Origin of the sequence: Providencia sp. PROV004, from assembly GCF_011045615.1 — a bacterium.
In the GTDB taxonomy this organism is placed as follows: domain Bacteria; phylum Pseudomonadota; class Gammaproteobacteria; order Enterobacterales; family Enterobacteriaceae; genus Providencia; species Providencia rettgeri.
The window spans coordinates 833,714-849,885 of the sequence record NZ_CP042859.1; the positions used below are offsets into that span (position 1 = coordinate 833,714).

General features: G+C 40.7%; 16 protein-coding genes. 6 read left to right on the forward strand and 10 right to left on the reverse strand.

The features are described from left to right. Positions 1-45: 45 nt before the first annotated feature. The 4 genes from caiB to caiE all read left to right on the forward strand — a co-directional run bounded on the left by caiB (position 46) and on the right by caiE (position 4,387). On the forward strand, positions 46-1,266 hold the full coding sequence (gene caiB / locus FVA69_RS03610) for an L-carnitine CoA-transferase (protein ID WP_004914591.1): 1,221 nt from the start codon (positions 46-48) through the stop codon (positions 1,264-1,266). 71 nt (positions 1,267-1,337) lie between these two features. Further along, complete coding sequence (gene caiC, locus FVA69_RS03615) at positions 1,338-2,897, forward strand: crotonobetaine/carnitine-CoA ligase (protein WP_004914587.1); 1,560 nt, start codon at positions 1,338-1,340, stop codon at positions 2,895-2,897. A gap of 87 nt (positions 2,898-2,984) precedes the next feature. Then, entirely contained in the window at positions 2,985-3,770 is a 786-nt protein-coding gene (gene caiD, locus FVA69_RS03620; RefSeq protein ID WP_115166640.1) for a crotonobetainyl-CoA hydratase, read from the forward strand. A gap of 23 nt (positions 3,771-3,793) precedes the next feature. Next, positions 3,794-4,387: a carnitine operon protein CaiE gene (gene caiE / locus FVA69_RS03625; protein WP_109911885.1), complete on the forward strand. Its 594-nt coding sequence runs from the start codon at positions 3,794-3,796 to the stop codon at positions 4,385-4,387. Between the two features lie 78 nt (positions 4,388-4,465). Here caiE and caiF read toward each other — a convergent pair whose 3' ends face one another. The 4 genes from caiF to xseB all read right to left on the reverse strand — a co-directional run bounded on the left by caiF (position 4,466) and on the right by xseB (position 8,740). Beyond that, positions 4,466-4,858 (reverse strand): carnitine metabolism transcriptional regulator CaiF, encoded by a 393-nt coding sequence (caiF, locus tag FVA69_RS03630; RefSeq protein ID WP_004914580.1) that lies wholly within the window; start codon positions 4,856-4,858, stop codon positions 4,466-4,468. Positions 4,859-5,452: 594 nt separating this feature from the next. Next, positions 5,453-7,318: a 1-deoxy-D-xylulose-5-phosphate synthase gene (dxs, locus tag FVA69_RS03635; RefSeq protein ID WP_164528434.1), complete on the reverse strand. Its 1,866-nt coding sequence runs from the start codon at positions 7,316-7,318 to the stop codon at positions 5,453-5,455. A gap of 249 nt (positions 7,319-7,567) precedes the next feature. Then, positions 7,568-8,485, reverse strand: a complete 918-nt coding sequence (gene ispA, locus FVA69_RS03640) for a (2E,6E)-farnesyl diphosphate synthase (protein WP_004914574.1) — start codon at positions 8,483-8,485, stop codon at positions 7,568-7,570. 3 nt (positions 8,486-8,488) lie between these two features. Continuing rightward, positions 8,489-8,740, reverse strand: a complete 252-nt coding sequence (gene xseB, locus FVA69_RS03645; protein WP_004914571.1) for an exodeoxyribonuclease VII small subunit — start codon at positions 8,738-8,740, stop codon at positions 8,489-8,491. Positions 8,741-8,960: 220 nt separating this feature from the next. Here xseB and thiI point away from each other — a divergent pair, with 220 nt between their 5' ends. After that, on the forward strand, positions 8,961-10,412 hold the full coding sequence (gene thiI / locus FVA69_RS03650; protein WP_004914568.1) for a tRNA uracil 4-sulfurtransferase ThiI: 1,452 nt from the start codon (positions 8,961-8,963) through the stop codon (positions 10,410-10,412). A 69-nt stretch (positions 10,413-10,481) separates the two neighbouring features. Here thiI and FVA69_RS03655 read toward each other — a convergent pair whose 3' ends face one another. The 4 genes from FVA69_RS03655 to panE form a co-directional block, all read right to left on the reverse strand. Next, complete coding sequence (locus tag FVA69_RS03655; RefSeq protein ID WP_004914564.1) at positions 10,482-10,625, reverse strand: Hok/Gef family protein; 144 nt, start codon at positions 10,623-10,625, stop codon at positions 10,482-10,484. Between the two features lie 369 nt (positions 10,626-10,994). Then, entirely contained in the window at positions 10,995-11,138 is a 144-nt protein-coding gene (locus FVA69_RS03660; protein ID WP_004905468.1) for a Hok/Gef family protein, read from the reverse strand. A gap of 267 nt (positions 11,139-11,405) precedes the next feature. Further along, complete coding sequence (gene yajL, locus FVA69_RS03665) at positions 11,406-11,999, reverse strand: protein deglycase YajL (protein ID WP_004914556.1); 594 nt, start codon at positions 11,997-11,999, stop codon at positions 11,406-11,408. Then, a complete protein-coding gene (gene panE, locus FVA69_RS03670) occupies positions 11,962-12,873 on the reverse strand; it encodes a 2-dehydropantoate 2-reductase (RefSeq protein WP_109911887.1) in 912 nt (303 codons plus the stop codon). Before panE ends, yajL begins: the two co-directional genes overlap by 38 nt. A 187-nt stretch (positions 12,874-13,060) precedes the next feature. Here panE and FVA69_RS03675 point away from each other — a divergent pair, with 187 nt between their 5' ends. Next, positions 13,061-13,552, forward strand: a complete 492-nt coding sequence (locus tag FVA69_RS03675; RefSeq protein WP_109911888.1) for a YajQ family cyclic di-GMP-binding protein — start codon at positions 13,061-13,063, stop codon at positions 13,550-13,552. Between the two features lie 46 nt (positions 13,553-13,598). On the opposite strand, the gene FVA69_RS03680 is transcribed toward FVA69_RS03675, so the two are convergent. Then, a complete protein-coding gene (locus FVA69_RS03680; RefSeq protein ID WP_117162855.1) occupies positions 13,599-14,960 on the reverse strand; it encodes an MFS transporter in 1,362 nt (453 codons plus the stop codon). Positions 14,961-15,272: 312 nt separating this feature from the next. Then, positions 15,273-16,160 (reverse strand): heme o synthase, encoded by an 888-nt coding sequence (cyoE, locus tag FVA69_RS03685; RefSeq protein WP_004914545.1) that lies wholly within the window; start codon positions 16,158-16,160, stop codon positions 15,273-15,275. Positions 16,161-16,172 lie beyond the last annotated feature (12 nt).

Below are 16,172 nucleotides of genomic sequence, written 5' to 3' on the forward strand. Positions count from 1 at the left end.
TGGTTTTCAAGAGAAGGCCAACCCTGCTTCACAGGAGATAAGAACATGGCAGAGCATCTACCTATGCCAGAATTTGGCCCTCTAGCTGGGGTTAGAGTGGTATTTTCAGGAATTGAAATTGCTGGCCCATTTGCAGGGCAAATGTTTGCAGAATGGGGCGCTGAAGTGATCTGGATAGAAAATGTCGCCTGGGCAGACACTATTCGCGTTCAACCCAACTACCCACAGCTATCACGGCGTAATTTACGTGCGTTATCATTGAATATTTTCAAAGATGAGGGGCGTGACGCGTTTCTAAAACTGATGGAAACAACCGATATCTTCATTGAAGCGAGTAAAGGCCCCGCATTTGCTCGTCGTGGTATCACGGACGAAGTACTTTGGGAACATAACCCTAAACTGGTCATTGCACACTTATCCGGTTTTGGGCAGTACGGTGACCCACAATATACCAACCTCGCAGCGTATAACACCATTGCTCAAGCCTTCAGCGGCTATCTGATTCAAAACGGTGATAAAGACCAGCCAATGCCGGCTTTTCCTTATACCGCAGACTATTTTTCTGGCATGACGGCGACAACTGCCGCACTGGCTGCATTGTATAAAGCACGTGAGACTGGAAAAGGTGAAAGCATTGACGTTGCTATGTATGAAGTGATGTTGCGTATGGGGCAATACTTCATGATGGACTACTTCAATGGTGGAGAGATCTGCCCACGTATGACAAAAGGGAAAGACCCCTATTACGCAGGTTGTGGCCTATATAGTTGTAATGATGGCTATATCGTGATGGAAATTGTTGGTATCACGCAAATTCAGGAAATTTTTAAAGATATTGGGTTGGCGCATCTGTTAGGTACACCAGAAATACCGGAAGGCACACAGTTAATTCACCGTGTGGAATGCCCTTATGGGCCTTTAGTTGAAGAAAAACTCGATGAATGGCTAGGTTCACGTTCGATTGATGAAGTGTTAGCAAGACTCGCGGAATTGAATATTGCTAGCGCCAAAGTCCTTACTATTCCTGAGTTAGAAACCAATCCTCAATACATTGCACGCGAATCTATTACCAGTTGGCAAACAATGGAAGGAAAAACCTGTCGTGGTCCTAACGTCATGCCTAAATTCAAAAATAACCCCGGACAAATTTGGCGAGGCATGCCATCACACGGTATGGACACGACAGATATCTTAAAAAATATTGGATACAGCGAAACTGATATTCGGGGGTTAGTCGATAAAGGGCTAGCCAAAATAGTTGATTAATTGAATGGGTACTCAGGTCAATGATGACTATTGAGCTGAGTATTCATCAGGGAAATGATGGGTAACAATTAATGGATGTAATCGGTAAACAAAATTTGCGTCAAATGTGGGATGATTTAGCGTTAACCCATGGAAACAGCCAGGCGCTTATCTTTGAATCCTGCGATGGAAAAACTAGCAAGTTCAGCTATTTAGAAATGAACCAGCACATTAATCGCACCGCCAATCTCTTTTTAGCCTATGGCATTCAAAAAGGCGATAAAGTGGCTTTACATTTAGATAATTGCCCGGAATTTTTCTTTTGCTGGTTTGGCTTGGCTAAAATTGGGGCGATTATGGTCCCAATTAATGCGCGTTATAAATACAATGAAAGTGCTTGGATCATGCAGAACTGCCAACCCAAAATGGTAGTCACTCGTTCCTCTTTCTTAGATATTTATCAACAAGTATTCGCTGACGTAGCGACAAGTCTAAAACATATTTTTTTGATTACAGACACACAAATTGAACCCGTAGAGCATATTTCTGACTTTTGGTTTGAACAGTCACAACAACATACGCAATTGACTCAGGTTGTTGAATTGAGTGTCGATGATACGGCCGAGATTTTATTTACCTCTGGAACCACCTCGAAGCCTAAAGGGGTAATTATTACCCACTATAACCTCCGCTTTGCCGGTTATTACTCTTCTTGGCAAAACAGCTTACGCTCTGATGATATTTATTTAACAGTCATGCCTGCTTTTCATATTGACTGCCAATGTACAGCTTCTATGGCTGCATTTTCTGTCGGTGCAACGTTTGTGTTATTAGAGAAATACAGCGCACGCCGTTTTTGGCAACAAGTGGTGAAATACAAAGCGACTGTCATCGAACTTATCCCCATGATGATCCGCACATTATTAAGCCAGCCGCTGGCGGATAACGAAAAAGATCATTGTTTACGAGAAGCCATGTTTTACCTCAATTTAAGTGAAGAAGAACGCGACCAGTTTATGGCCCGTTTTGGGGTGAAGCGGTTTTTAACTTCGTATGGAATGACGGAGACTATTGTTGGTTTGATTGGTGACCGGCCTGGCGATATGCGTCGCTGGCCGTCCATTGGTCGCCCGGGTTTTTGTTATCAGGCTCAAATTCGGGACAGAAATAACCAGCGTGTTGGTGCCGGGGTTATTGGTGAGCTCTGTGTGAAAGGTGAGCGTGGTAAAACCCTTTTTAAAGAGTATTACAACAACCCTGAAGCGACCGCAAAAACCTTTGATGAAGCGGGATGGATGCACACGGGGGACTTTGCCTACCAAGACGAAGATGGCTTTTTCTATTTTGTCGATAGAAGCAGCAATATGATCAAACGCGGTGGAGAAAATGTCTCTTGCAGTGAAATTGAAAATATTATTGCCTCACACCCTGCCATTGTGGATGTAGCAGTGATCGGCGTTGCGGATGACATCCGAGATGAAGCGATTAAAGCTTTTATTGTGCTTGAAGAAGGGGAAACCTTAACTCAGGAAGAGTTCTTTGCTTTTTGTGAAAAACAAATGGCGAAATTTAAGGTGCCAACGTGTGTTGAGGTACGTAAAGATTTACCGCGTAACTGCTCTGGAAAAGTATTGAAAAAACATCTGCAATAATCGACAAACGTGATTAATTTTGCATACATTTCGGGCTGCATACCTGCAACCTGAAGCGTCACTGCACGACGAAGAAAGGATTATATTATGAGCGAATCATTAAAAATTACCCGAAATGGCGCTATTTTAGAAATCATACTCGATAGACCTAAAGCTAATGCAATAGATGCAAAAACCAGTTTCAAAATGGGGGAGGTTTTCCTTAATTTTCGCGATGATCCTTCGTTGCGTGTTGCAATTATCACAGGGGCAGGAGAGCGATTTTTCTCTGCAGGCTGGGACTTAAAATCGGCGGCAGAAGGTGAGGCCCCTGATGCTGACTTTGGCCCAGGTGGCTTTGCCGGTTTGACTGAAATTTTTAATTTAAACAAACCTGTTATTGCGGCGGTGAATGGATATGCATTTGGTGGCGGTTTTGAACTGGCTTTAGCGGCAGATATGATAATTTGTTCTGAAAATGCCAGTTTTGCATTACCTGAGGCTCAGCTCGGTATTGTTCCAGATAGCGGGGGGGTTTTACGTTTACCTAAAATTTTACCTGCGCCAATCGTGAATGAAATGGTGATGACTGGCAGAAGAATGGATGCACAAGAAGCTTTACGTTGGGGAATAGCTAACGATGTAGTGCCTATTGAGAGTCTGATGGATAAAGCCCGTGAACTTGCAGAACAAGTTACGCAAAGTGCGCCATTAGCAGTTGCTGCTCTAAAAGAAATTTTCCGCGCGACAGGAGAGCTTACTGTCGAAGAGGGCTATAAATTAATGCGCAGTGGTGTACTGACTCATTATCCTGCGGTTCTTCATTCCGAAGATGCCACAGAGGGGCCATTGGCTTTCTCTGAGAAACGTTCTCCAAACTGGAAAGGTCGCTAATTAATCTAGCAGTGAGGTGAATTTTGAGTTTTTACGCTTTTGAAGGTGTTATCCCGGTTGTTCATCCTACTGCATATGTTCACCCATCAGCGGTAGTGATTGGTGATGTGATTATTGGTGAAGGGGTTTTCGTTGGGCCGAATGCCTCTTTACGTGGGGATTATGGCCGCTTGATCATAGAAAAAGGGGCAAATATTCAGGACTGCTGCATTATGCATGGCTATAGTGATGTCGAAACCATTGTCCATGAATGTGGGCATATAGGCCACGGAGCTATTTTACATGGATGCATTATTGGCCGTGATGCTTTGGTCGGAATGAACAGTGTCGTTATGGATGGCGCAGTGATTGGTGAGGAAAGTATTGTTGCTGCGATGAGTTTTGTTAAGGCCGGTTTTCAAGGCGAAAATCGTCAGATGTTGGTCGGAAGTCCTGCGCGCTTTTTACGCTCAGTGACTGATGAAGAACTGCATTGGAAACGGTTAAATACGAAAGAATATCAAGACTTAGCAGGCCGATATCATCAACAATTACAGGAAACCCAACCGCTGACAGAGCTTGAAGTTAATCGACCCAAATTATTTGGTACAACAGATGTAAAACCTAAGGGCCAGTGATTCACTAAAAGGCCGTAAAATAAAAAACGCAGATGGTGAAGTCTGCGTTTTTTATTGGTATAAAACTGAAAAATAAGTTTAACGACGTTGTGCTTTTGATAGCATCCATTGCCATTTTTGCTCTCGATTTAATTCACTTGGTGGCATAGAGGCCGCTTTCATTGGGGAATCGATAGTGACTTTTTCAGTTTGATGGCTTCTTAAACGAGCATAAAGCTGGTTATCAATTTTCTTAACTTTAATAAGCCGCTGACATTGGCAGCCTCGTCCCGATAATTTATTTGGGATCATTTTTACTTCACACTGAATTTCAGCAACATCAGATAAAATATAAGAAACAATATTGACAGCATTAGGATGCGGAATATCAAAGTGATTAGATATTTCTCTAGCTGTAGTCCAATGGCCTTGTTTCATTACCCAGTTTGCGATAGATAAATACAAGGGTTCATTAATATATTGTCCACACATAAGCGCTCCCAAATCTATTTATTAAAATTGGCTAAATAAAAAGAAACTATATGCAAATTGTAGTTGGAATAGCGTTTATTTGTTTCCTGGTTTGCTAATTAAGAAAACAAAATAATTAATTATTAACTTCTGGTTAAAATTGTTAAAATAATATATTCGTTTTTAATATTAATTATCATTATTTTAATATAAAACTTATATTTCATAATGATAGGTGTCGAATATAATTCAGAGCCTAAATTACGCCGTCATACAGTGACAAACTTCATATTAATGGATTTCAAAATGATTTGCATGCCTTTATTGTGAAAATTTACATTCAAGACAAAAGTTTTGTTTATATTCAGATTCTAGGTAAATAACTGAATATCGTTGTAGATAAACTGATTATATTTGGTTTTATATTTGATTATAATGATCTTGAAATATAATAAAAATGTGACATGGGTGATTTTTTTAATTGAATATTAGCGAGTAAGCAATTACAAAGAGTTAAATAATTTTCTAATATATTAAGAAAGAGAATAAGAGTGATTGGCTTTGTGATTGAATAGGGCATTGCGTGTTGATGCAATGCCCTCCTAGAGATAAAAATTATTTGGCTAAGTAGTTATTAATAGAATTAACAATACCTGTGGAATCTAAGCCCAGTTCAGCAATAAGTTCTTCTTGGGTACCTTGAGAAATAAAATAGTCAGGTAAGCCAAGGTTTAAGGTTGGAATGATTTTTTTCTCATGCATTAAGAATTCATTCACACCGCTACCTGCTCCACCCATGATGGCATTCTCTTCGAGAGTGACAAGTACATCATGAGTATTGGCCATTTCAAGGATAAGCGCTTCGTCTAAAGGCTTCACAAAGCGCATATCAACAACAGTTGCATTAAGTTGCTCAGCAGCGACCAATGCGTGGCTTAATAAGGTACCAAAGCATAAGATAGCGACTTTTTCACCTTTGCGGCGAACAATACTCTTACCAATAGGCAGCGGTGATAGCGGCTGTAACTCAGCGCCTGTTCCTGTGCCTCGAGGGTAACGCACCGCACATGGACCATCTTGATAATGGTAGCCAGTATGTAGCATTTGGCGGCACTCATTTTCATCACTTGGAGCCATAATAACCATGGTTGGTATACAGCGCAGGAATGAAATATCAAAAGAACCTTGGTGAGTTTGCCCATCAGCCCCCACAATACCGGCTCGGTCGATCGCAAACATGACAGGCACCTTTTGGATAGCCACATCATGAATGACTTGGTCGTAACCACGTTGCAAGAAAGTCGAATAGATAGCAACGATAGGCTTATAGCCACCAATAGCAAGGCCAGCGGCAAAGGTGACTGCATGTTGCTCGGCAATCGCGACATCGAAGTATTGATCAGGGAATTCTTTAGAAAACCGAACCATACCAGAGCCTTCACGCATCGCTGGCGTGATAGCCATCAACTTGCCATCATCTTTAGCCTCTTCACACAGCCAATCACCAAAAATTTTAGAGAATGTCGGCCCGGTCTCTTTGCTTTTGGGCAAAGTGAATGTACTTGGGTCAAATTTAGGAACTGCATGCCAGCTAATTGGGTCTTTTTCTGCCGGCTCATAACCGCGACCTTTCTTGGTCATGATATGTAAAAACTGCGGTCCTTTTAAGTCACGCATATTTTTTAACGTTTGAACTAAGGCAACAACATCATGACCGTCAACGGGGCCAATATAGTTAAAACCTAATTCTTCAAACATGGTCCCCGGTACGACCATGCCTTTAATGTGTTCTTCTGTCTTTTTCAATAATTCTTTGATAGGTGGCATGTTAGAAAAAACTTTTTTCCCACCTTCACGTAATGTTGTATAGAGCTTTCCAGAAAGTAAGTGAGCTAAGTGATTGTTTAGTGCGCCAACATTTTCTGAAATAGACATTTCGTTATCGTTTAAGATAACCAACATGTCAGGTGCGGCATCCCCTGCATGATTCATTGCTTCAAATGCCATTCCAGCGGTGATGGCGCCATCACCAATCACACAAACTGTTTTACGGTTTTGTTGCTCTTTTTCTGCAGCAATGGCCATACCTAAACCGGCACTAATGGATGTTGAGGAATGGCCAACGCTTAAAATGTCATATTCACTTTCTTCGCGCCATGGAAAGGGATGTAGACCATTTTTTTGACGGATGGTATCAATACGGTCACGGCGACCCGTTAATATCTTATGTGGGTAGGCTTGGTGGCCGACATCCCAAACAAGATTATCAAATGGAGTTTTATAGACATAATGTAATGCGACGGTGAGTTCAACAGCACCGAGGCCAGAAGCAAAGTGACCGCTAGAGCGACCCACGCTACTCAGCAAGAATTGTCTGAGTTCATCACAAAGCTTAGGCAAACTTTCTTTAGGCAACAGACGAAGCTCATCTGGTGTCTCTGCCAAGGCTAGCGTGGGATATTTAGCGATATCAATACTCATTAGTTGCTCACTTATAATTAATAAAAAACCCAACTTACTTAGCCACAGTAAAATGACTATTCTCAGTATTTAGCAGCATAAAGCTTCTATCTGCTGTTGGGTTGCCTTCGTTTATCGTCTGCCTATAACTCGAGTGATTAAGAAGTAATCCATCTATTTTTTTGGTTATAGGAATGATTCGAAGATGCATTAGGGTAATAAATTGCCGTAATTATCGATCTTCTTGTAGCCAAAAGGCAAAGCATATTGTCAGCTTTTACGTTCAATAATGAAATTAGCTAAAGCGCTTAACATTTCTATATTATATCCATGGGACTGGAGAGTCTCTAAAGCGTCTACCGCATCATGATATAGCTCACGTGCTTTTTTCTGAGCAACTTCAAGCCCTAATAGCGATGGATAGGTACTTTTTTCATGTTCGGCATCCGTTCCTTGGCGTTTACCTGTGACTTCGCTATCACCGATAACATCAAGGATATCGTCCTGTACTTGAAAGGCAAGACCGATGGATTGTGCATATTTGTCTAAAACAGGCAGTAATTTTTGACCTTTTTCACCAGCAGCAAAAGCACCAAGACGGATTGCTGCACGAATTAATGCCCCTGTTTTATGTTGATGAATGCGCTCAAGAGATTCAAGGTCAACTTGCTTTCCTTCTGCATCTAAATCAAGAGCTTGCCCGCCGCACATTCCCGCTAAGCCACTTGCGTATGATAACTCTGCAATCATCGCTATGCGGTCTTTGTCTGTCACATCCGGCATTGGTGCAGATGACAGTAATTGGAATGCCAATGTTTGTAATGCATCTCCAGCAAGCACTGCATTGCCTTCACCATACTTAATGTGGCAAGTCGGTTGGCCACGGCGCAAATCATCATCATCCATTGCAGGTAAATCATCATGGATTAATGAATAAGCATGAATACATTCGACTGCAGCAGCTGGAGCGTCAAGGTTTTCTTGGCTAACACCAAACATAGAACCGACGGCATAAGTTAAAAATGGGCGTAAGCGCTTTCCACCCAATAATGTGCCATAGCGCATCGCTTGAGCAAGTGGGAGGTCTGCAAACGGCAGCGCATTTAAGGCATCTAATAGATATTGATTGACTCTGTCGTAGGCTTGCTTTTGTTGCTGCGTAAAGCTATCTAAATGTTGTTCAGACATAATTTATTCTGTATCAGGTGAAAAATCGGCTAGAGGTTTATTTTCGTCATCGCTTAGCAAAATTTGTACACGTTGCTCTGCTTGCTGTAATACTTTTTGACCTTGTTTAGCAATTTGAACACCACGTTCAAACTCATTAAGGGCATCTTCTAAGGGAAGTTCACCAGATTCTAGGCGAGCGACGATCTGCTCTAGCTCTTGAAGCGAGTTTTCAAAACTAACAGTCGGAACTTGCTGAGTTTTTTCTTTAGCCATAGTCTTTAGCCACTAATGTGAAATCAGTTAATTCGAGGGATTTTAAATATTCAGCAGACTAACGCAGTCTTGCTACGGTTACAATTTATTATTGGGGTTTTTAGATTCAACCCGCAAGATAGTGTTATAATACGCCTCTTTATTGACAATTGGTAACGTGTCATGTGTCTCTGTTAAGGCACATTCGTTTGCCCCCAACCACCATGAACATGCAGCTATTATGAAGTTTATCATTAAGTTATTCCCAGAAATTACCATTAAAAGCCAAACTGTTAGGCTACGTTTTATTAAAATTTTGACCAGTAATATCCGTAACGTGCTTAAACCGCTTGGCGAAGAGATTTCGGTTGTCCGTAATTGGGATAACATTGAAGTGCGTGTGAAGGGAGAAACAAAACACGACGAAATTTGTGACATGCTAGGGCGCATTCCAGGTATTCACCATATTCTCGAAGTGGAAGAAAAACCATTTACCAGTCTACATCATATTTACGAAATGACACACGAAGCCTATGGTGAATCATTAGAAAATAAAACATTCTGTGTGCGGGTAAAACGTCGTGGTAAACATGAATTTTCATCTATCGACGCTGAACGGTATATCGGTGGTGGGTTAAATCAACACATTGCCTCTGCAAAAGTTAAGCTTAAAGACCCTGATACCACGATTCACTTAGAAATCGAAGATGATAAACTTATTTTAGTTAAAGCACGTATTGAAGGTATCGGTGGTTTCCCTATTGGGACTCAAGAAGATGTGTTATCACTCATTTCTGGTGGTTTTGATTCAGGTGTGTCTAGCTATATGTTGATGCGCCGTGGTTGTCGTGTTCACTACTGTTTCTTTAATTTAGGCGGCGCAGCTCATGAAATTGGTGTGAAGCAAATCGCACATTATCTGTGGAACCGTTTTGGTAGCTCCCATAAAGTCCGTTTTATTGCTGTAAATTTTGAGCCTGTTGTCGCTGAAATTTTAGAAAAAGTTGATGATGGCCAAATGGGGGTTGTGCTCAAACGTATGATGGTAAGAGCTGCATCTAAAGTTGCAGAGCGTTATGGCGTGCAGGCGATTGTCACGGGTGAAGCACTTGGTCAAGTTTCCAGCCAAACCCTAACAAACTTACGTTTGATTGATAATGCGTCTGATACCTTAATATTAAGGCCATTAATTTCCCATGATAAAGAACACATTATCAAACTAGCTCGCCAAATTGGCACTGAAGATTTCGCAAAAACCATGCCCGAATATTGCGGTGTGATTTCAAAAAGCCCAACCGTTAAAGCGGTGAAAGCGCGTATTGAAGCAGAAGAAGCCAATTTTGATTTTGGTATTTTAGAGTCTGTTGTTGAGCAAGCGCAAAATATTGATATTCGACAAATTGCACAAGAAAGCCTTGAAAAAGTTCCTGAAATTGAAATGGTGAGTGAGCTTTCAATTGAAAATGAAGTGATTTTAGATATTCGTTCAATTGATGAATTTGAAGACAAGCCACTGAATGTCGATGGAATGGAGGTTAAGCATATTCCATTCTATAAGTTGAGCACGCAATTTGGTGACTTACCAAAAGATAAAACCTATTTATTATATTGTGACCGTGGGGTAATGAGCCGCTTGCAAGCGCTATACTTAAAAGAGCAAGGTTATGAAAATATAAAGGTTTATCGCCCATAGCTTAAAACAGGGTGCTTGTATCACCAATTCACAATCAGAGAGAAATGTGGGGGAATTTCCCCCACAAGACTAGTTATCGCAAGATAACGTAGCTTGAACCAGCGTGCTTCCGCTACTGATACTGAAAGAGCACAGCCTTTCTTGCATCAATAACGAAAAACACAACACCGTAAGACACACGGTAACTAGCCCTAGAAGGGCAATTTTGGCCATTCCTCTTGACTCCTTTTCTAAAAGGAGACAGAATCCAGTTGTGTGAGTTGGAGACTGCCTCGGATTAAGATTAACATCTAAATTCGGGGCTTTCGTCTTTTTGGCTCTGGCAAATGCTTGAACCAAACTGATCCAAGCACCCGCGACAATCATAGCAAAAAATGGCGATAAACAAATCTAATTACAGCTAAATCTCGATAATAAATTGTTTAAATTCATGTAATTAAGATATTTTGATAATCATTGGTATTAATATGATTGTTGATTTAGCTGAGATAGCAATGAAAAAGCGTGTAGAAGAATAACAGGGTGCTTGTACCACCAAATCATCACTAAAGAGAAATGTGGGGGAAAGTTTCCCCCACAAGACTAGTTATCGCAAGATAACGTAGCTTGAACCAGTGTGTTTCCGCTACTGATACTGAAAGAGCACAGCCTTTCTTGCATCAATAACGAAAAACACAACACCGTAAGGCACACGGTAACTAGCCCCAGAAGGGCAATTTTGGCCATTCCTCTTGACTCCTTTTCTAAAAGGAGACAGAATCAAATTGTTGAGATTTGGAAACTGCCTCGGATTAAGATTAACATCTAAATTCGGGGCTTTCGTCTTTTTGGCTCTCACAAATGCTTGAACTAAAATGATCCAAGCACCCGCGACAATCATAGCAAAAAATGGTGATAAACAAAGGTTTTTTGTTGAGGGTTTTTATTTTAATCCTTTATTATTCAAACGATTAAATGATTTTAATCATTCGTTGTTAATAGCGGATTTTTCCGTTAATCCTCTAAATAATCATTAATACCATTAGGTAAAACTAATTGGGCTGCAACTTGGCCTGCAATTTCGCGCCCGACCAATAACTCAATCAATTTTAAGGCAAAATCAAAGGACGTTGCGGGCCCTTGACTTGTTAATAAATTAACGCGTTCATCAAAGTAGACTCGGCGATCGACCCATTTATGGGCTGGAATTTTATCTTTCATTGATGGAAAACCAGTCATATTACCTAGCGGAAACAATTGGTGATATTCAAGTACAAGCGCTGGCGCCGCACAAATAGCCGCCACAATTTTACCATCAAGATGCATTCGGCGAACTTTTTCCACAACCAGTGGGCTATCACGAAATGTTTCCGCTCCAGTCATACCACCAGGCAGTACAATGGCATCAAAAGGTTCATCAGCAACTTTAATCAATGGGGTATCGGCACTAATTTTTAGCCCTCGTGAAGCGGTAATGGTTAAAGAACCATCTTCCGTCACGCTCGCTAAAGTCACATCAATACCTGCTCTAACTAATAAATCAGCAGTAATGGTAAATTCAATTTCTTCACTACCATGAGCGATGCAGATTAGAACGGATGTCGTCATATTGTTGTTCTCTATTTTTGACTAAATGGTAAAGGCGATCGTTTTCAGGTGTACTGATCCCATGAGCTCGTGCTTGTTTGATTAAAAAGCCAGTGATGTAATCAATCTCTGTACGGCGATTGTTTCGTATATCTTGTAACATAGAAGAATAGTTATCAGCGGTATTATTAATAATGCCGTAAATATACTCTGTTAGCTCTGCTTTATCCGTATGCAGCCCTTCTGCCGCCATAACATGACATATTTCATCAATGATCCGAGATATTTGTGCAGAATGTTGGATTAATTCACCATTTTTACAGTCATGTTCTACTGTTAGTGGGTTAATGACACAGTTTACAATCAATTTACGCCAGCAAGTGGTTAAAATATTATTATGCCAAGCCACATCAGGTAAGGCTTCATGCAAGATATCTGCTATTGGGTAGTATGCTTGTGCTTGGGAATTGATAGCGCCAATATGTGTGATCCCATTTGCGACATGAAATACTTGGTTATTTTCTTGCCAAGCCGCATGGGTTGTGACGCCCGCTAAGATAGGATGGCGTAAAGGCGTCAGCTCTTCAACCGTTCCCATGCCATTATGCAGTAATAAAATAGGCGTATTTTCTGGGATAGTATTAATCAAAGGTAATAAAGCATCAGAAACTTGCCATGCTTTTAAACAGACAATGATTAATTCACTGGTTTGTAAGTGGTTAATATTATTAGAAGGAATCAGTTCTCGGAAAGTACGTCCATCAGGTTCATTAACATCGACGAATAAATCAGACTGTGCAACACGTAGCCAACCTTGTATGTCATGCCCTTGTATTGCAAGTGAAGCAAGCCACAGTTTACCTATCGCACCACAACCAATTAGAGTTATTTTCATTGTTTCCCCTTTGAATATGGGACTTTAACGTCTTATAAGGTAAGGCGGAAGTGATTTATCACCAGTATAACCTTTTACCATACGAAGTTGTAGTTAACGAAATATCATAGGCTCCGATAACTTGAAGTAATGTGAGTAAAAACGTTATCATGCGCACAATCTAAAAATTATCAGTGAGGTTCTAGCTATGCCATCATTTGACATTGTATCTGAAGTGGAAATGAATGAAGTACGTAATGCGGTGGAGAATGCGCAGCGTGAGTTAACCAGCCGTTGGGATTTTAAAAATGTTGAAGCCAGTTTTGAGCTCAATGACAAAAATGAATCAGTTAAAATCACTAGTGAATCGGATTTCCAGGTACTTCAGTTAGTTGATATTTTAAGAGAAAAAATGGCAAAACGTGGTATTGATGGTGCGGTATTGAATGTGCCTGAAGATATCATTCATAGTGGAAAAACCTATAGCGTTGAAGTTACGTTCAAACAAGGTATTGATGCTGCAATTGCCAAAAAAATCGTTAAATTGATTAAAGACAGTAAATTGAAAGTCCAAGCACAAGTTCAAGGTGACCAAGTGCGTGTGACAGGCAAAGCCCGTGATGATTTACAATCGGTTATGGCATTAGTACGTGGCGGGAACTTAGGCCAACCTTTTCAGTTTAATAACTTCCGCGACTAGTTATTTTTCAAGTATTCGTTTAAAGCCCGCGCTAGCGGGCTAATTTTTACTGATTTATTAATGCTTCAAGTTGTTCTCGATTGATGATTTTTCTATCAACTTTAACATAAGCACTATATTCTTCGTCAACGACGAGTGCTTCCATCACCCCTTTCTGGGCTTGTAATTTCTTCTCAAGAGCCCTTGTATCTCCAATATGATTGGGTAATTCAATACGAATACTGCTGACATACGGAGGTTGCTGCATAGTTAAGCTAATGATAAACCAGATAATGGTTAATATTAGTCCGCCAATAAAAACCGTATTAGCACCTTCAAAGCTGTACAACCACCCACCGACAATACCGCCAATGGCAACACCTAAAAACTGGCTGGTGGAGTATACGCCCATGGCAGTTCCTTTATAGCCAGCAGGTGCCTCTTTGCTTATGAGTGACGGTAAAATGGCTTCCATAATATTGAAAGCAATAAAAAATAGTTGGATACCTAAGAAAATCACCCATAAGTGATTACCAGAAAACCATAAGGTAATTTCAGCCAATGCCAAAACGACAATACAAAATAAGAAGACCTGCTTCATTTTGCGGTATTTTTCCGCATAAATTATGAAAGGAAGTACGGTAACAAAGGCGATTAACATCGTGACTAAATAGGCTTTCCAATGGTCTTTCGCTAAAAAACCAGAATCAGTCATAATAAGAGGTAGAGCCACAAAACTGGACATCAGTAGGGTATGTAAGCTGAGGATACCTATATTTAATTTGAGTAGCTGAGGGTGCATTAAAACCGTTTTTAAATTACTTTGCACAAATGCAGACTCACGGTTTAGAACATGAGTATTGGTACTAGGAACAATAAAAACAGTCACTGCAATAGCACCAGCTGCAAGTAGTGCAATTCCCCAAAATAGGCCACTTAACCCCACCACGTTGGTGAGTATTGGGCCAAGAACTAGGGCAATGGCAAAAGTTAAACCGAAACTAATACCCAAAAATGCCATGGCTTTAGTCCGATTTTGCTCTCGAGTTAGGTCAGAGAGTAGCGCCATAACAGCAGCAGAAATTGCTCCGGCGCCTTGTAAAGCACGCCCAATAATAATTCCCCAAATAGAATCGCTTAATGCTGCAACGATACTTCCGATAATAAAAATGACTAACCCAATAATAATTAAAGGCTTTCTTCCGATTTTGTCTGACATCAAACCAAAAGGGATTTGGAAAATAGCTTGGCTAAGACCGTAGATACCAATAGCGACACCTACTAAGAACTCGTTAGCTCCCTGTAAATGCATCCCATAGCTGGTCAAAATAGGTAATACCATAAACATTCCAAGCATTCGCAAGGAGAAAACAGAGCCTAATCCCCAAGTGGATCTAAGCTCTGCGGATGTCATTTTGTTATCATTCATTTTTATTCTTCATATTTCGTGCTGTAGCGGTGTTGGCTTCTCTCTGCTACTTAGGTCACATATTAGTAAATACAACAACTTGAACAAATATGCAGTACGTTGTGGTGTTATATTTTTAGTATCAATCTATTAGAATTTTAATAGTGCATTTAATATCTAGCTTATCAATGGCAAGCGGCTATTTAACCATAAAATAGATTCATAAGGATAGGCAGAATAAGTAAAAGTGAGTTGTAAAAGCAGTTAGAGACAAATAAAAACGGCGGGGAAGGCCCGCCGTTTAGACATTGTTATCATCAGTAAACAGATAAGTTATCTGACGAGAGCTATAACAGTATCGCTTGAGACTATAGGATCAACTGACATCATTACACTCAATGAAGTAATTGCTACGATTGAGAAGATGAATAGTTTTCTTGCCCAGACTCGGTCGTCATTTTCGGTTTTGAAACCCGAAATTGCCATACCTAGCCACCATAAGCTGACTGCTGCACCTACGATGAGGTACTTATAGCCCGCGTATCCGCTGATAGCTAACATTAATGTTGCGACCATAAACGCTAGGATATACAGGAAAATGTGCGTCTTCGCGACGGAAATTCCTTTAATAACCGGTAACACAGGAATGTTTGCGGCTTTGTAATCCTTAAAACGGAAGATAGCAATGGCATAAGAATGAGGCATCTGCCACAAACTGAATATCAATAACAGGATAAGAGCACCCATATCGAATTCATTTGTAACAGCGCAGTAACCGATAACCGGTGGTGCTGCGCCTGAAAGGCTGCCAATCAGCGTGCCATAAACGGATTTACGTTTCATATATAGGCTATAAACACCTACATAAACAATGAAACCGATAACTGCAAGCAGCATTGCCAGCGCATTGGCTGCTACAAGTAGCAGCACCATACCAGCAATACCCAATGCAGCAGCGTAAATCAGGCTAACTTTCGGATCAATCAACCCTTTAACTAAAGGGCGATTCTTCGTTCTCTCCATGATACGGTCGATATCACGGTCGATGTAGTTGTTAAAAACACAACCAGAAGCCACGACCAGTGATACACCCAGCAAAGTCGCAACGAACAGTGGGTAATCAATTGACCCTTTTGAAGCCAATAAAAAACCACCGATCACAGAAATCAAGTTTCCGAATATAATTCCTGGTTTGGTCACTTGCAGGTATTGCTTAAACATATCGGCAACTCT

Coding starts and splice junctions, on each gene's coding strand:
- caiC (WP_004914587.1), top strand. CDS start 1,338: ATGGATGTAATCGGTAAACAAAATTTGCGTCAAATGTGGGATGATTTA.
- caiD (WP_115166640.1), top strand. CDS start 2,985: ATGAGCGAATCATTAAAAATTACCCGAAATGGCGCTATTTTAGAAATC.
- ispA (WP_004914574.1), bottom strand. CDS start 8,485: ATGTCTGAACAACATTTAGATAGCTTTACGCAGCAACAAAAGCAAGCC.
- FVA69_RS03680 (WP_117162855.1), bottom strand. CDS start 14,960: ATGAATGATAACAAAATGACATCCGCAGAGCTTAGATCCACTTGGGGA.
- FVA69_RS03675 (WP_109911888.1), top strand. CDS start 13,061: ATGCCATCATTTGACATTGTATCTGAAGTGGAAATGAATGAAGTACGT.
- xseB (WP_004914571.1), bottom strand. CDS start 8,740: ATGGCTAAAGAAAAAACTCAGCAAGTTCCGACTGTTAGTTTTGAAAAC.
- dxs (WP_164528434.1), bottom strand. CDS start 7,318: ATGAGTATTGATATCGCTAAATATCCCACGCTAGCCTTGGCAGAGACA.
- caiB (WP_004914591.1), top strand. CDS start 46: ATGGCAGAGCATCTACCTATGCCAGAATTTGGCCCTCTAGCTGGGGTT.
- FVA69_RS03660 (WP_004905468.1), bottom strand. CDS start 11,138: ATGGCCAAAATTGCCCTTCTGGGGCTAGTTACCGTGTGCCTTACGGTG.
- thiI (WP_004914568.1), top strand. CDS start 8,961: ATGAAGTTTATCATTAAGTTATTCCCAGAAATTACCATTAAAAGCCAA.
- caiF (WP_004914580.1), bottom strand. CDS start 4,858: ATGTGTGGACAATATATTAATGAACCCTTGTATTTATCTATCGCAAAC.
- yajL (WP_004914556.1), bottom strand. CDS start 11,999: ATGACGACATCCGTTCTAATCTGCATCGCTCATGGTAGTGAAGAAATT.
- panE (WP_109911887.1), bottom strand. CDS start 12,873: ATGAAAATAACTCTAATTGGTTGTGGTGCGATAGGTAAACTGTGGCTT.
- cyoE (WP_004914545.1), bottom strand. CDS start 16,160: ATGTTTAAGCAATACCTGCAAGTGACCAAACCAGGAATTATATTCGGA.
- FVA69_RS03655 (WP_004914564.1), bottom strand. CDS start 10,625: ATGGCCAAAATTGCCCTTCTAGGGCTAGTTACCGTGTGTCTTACGGTG.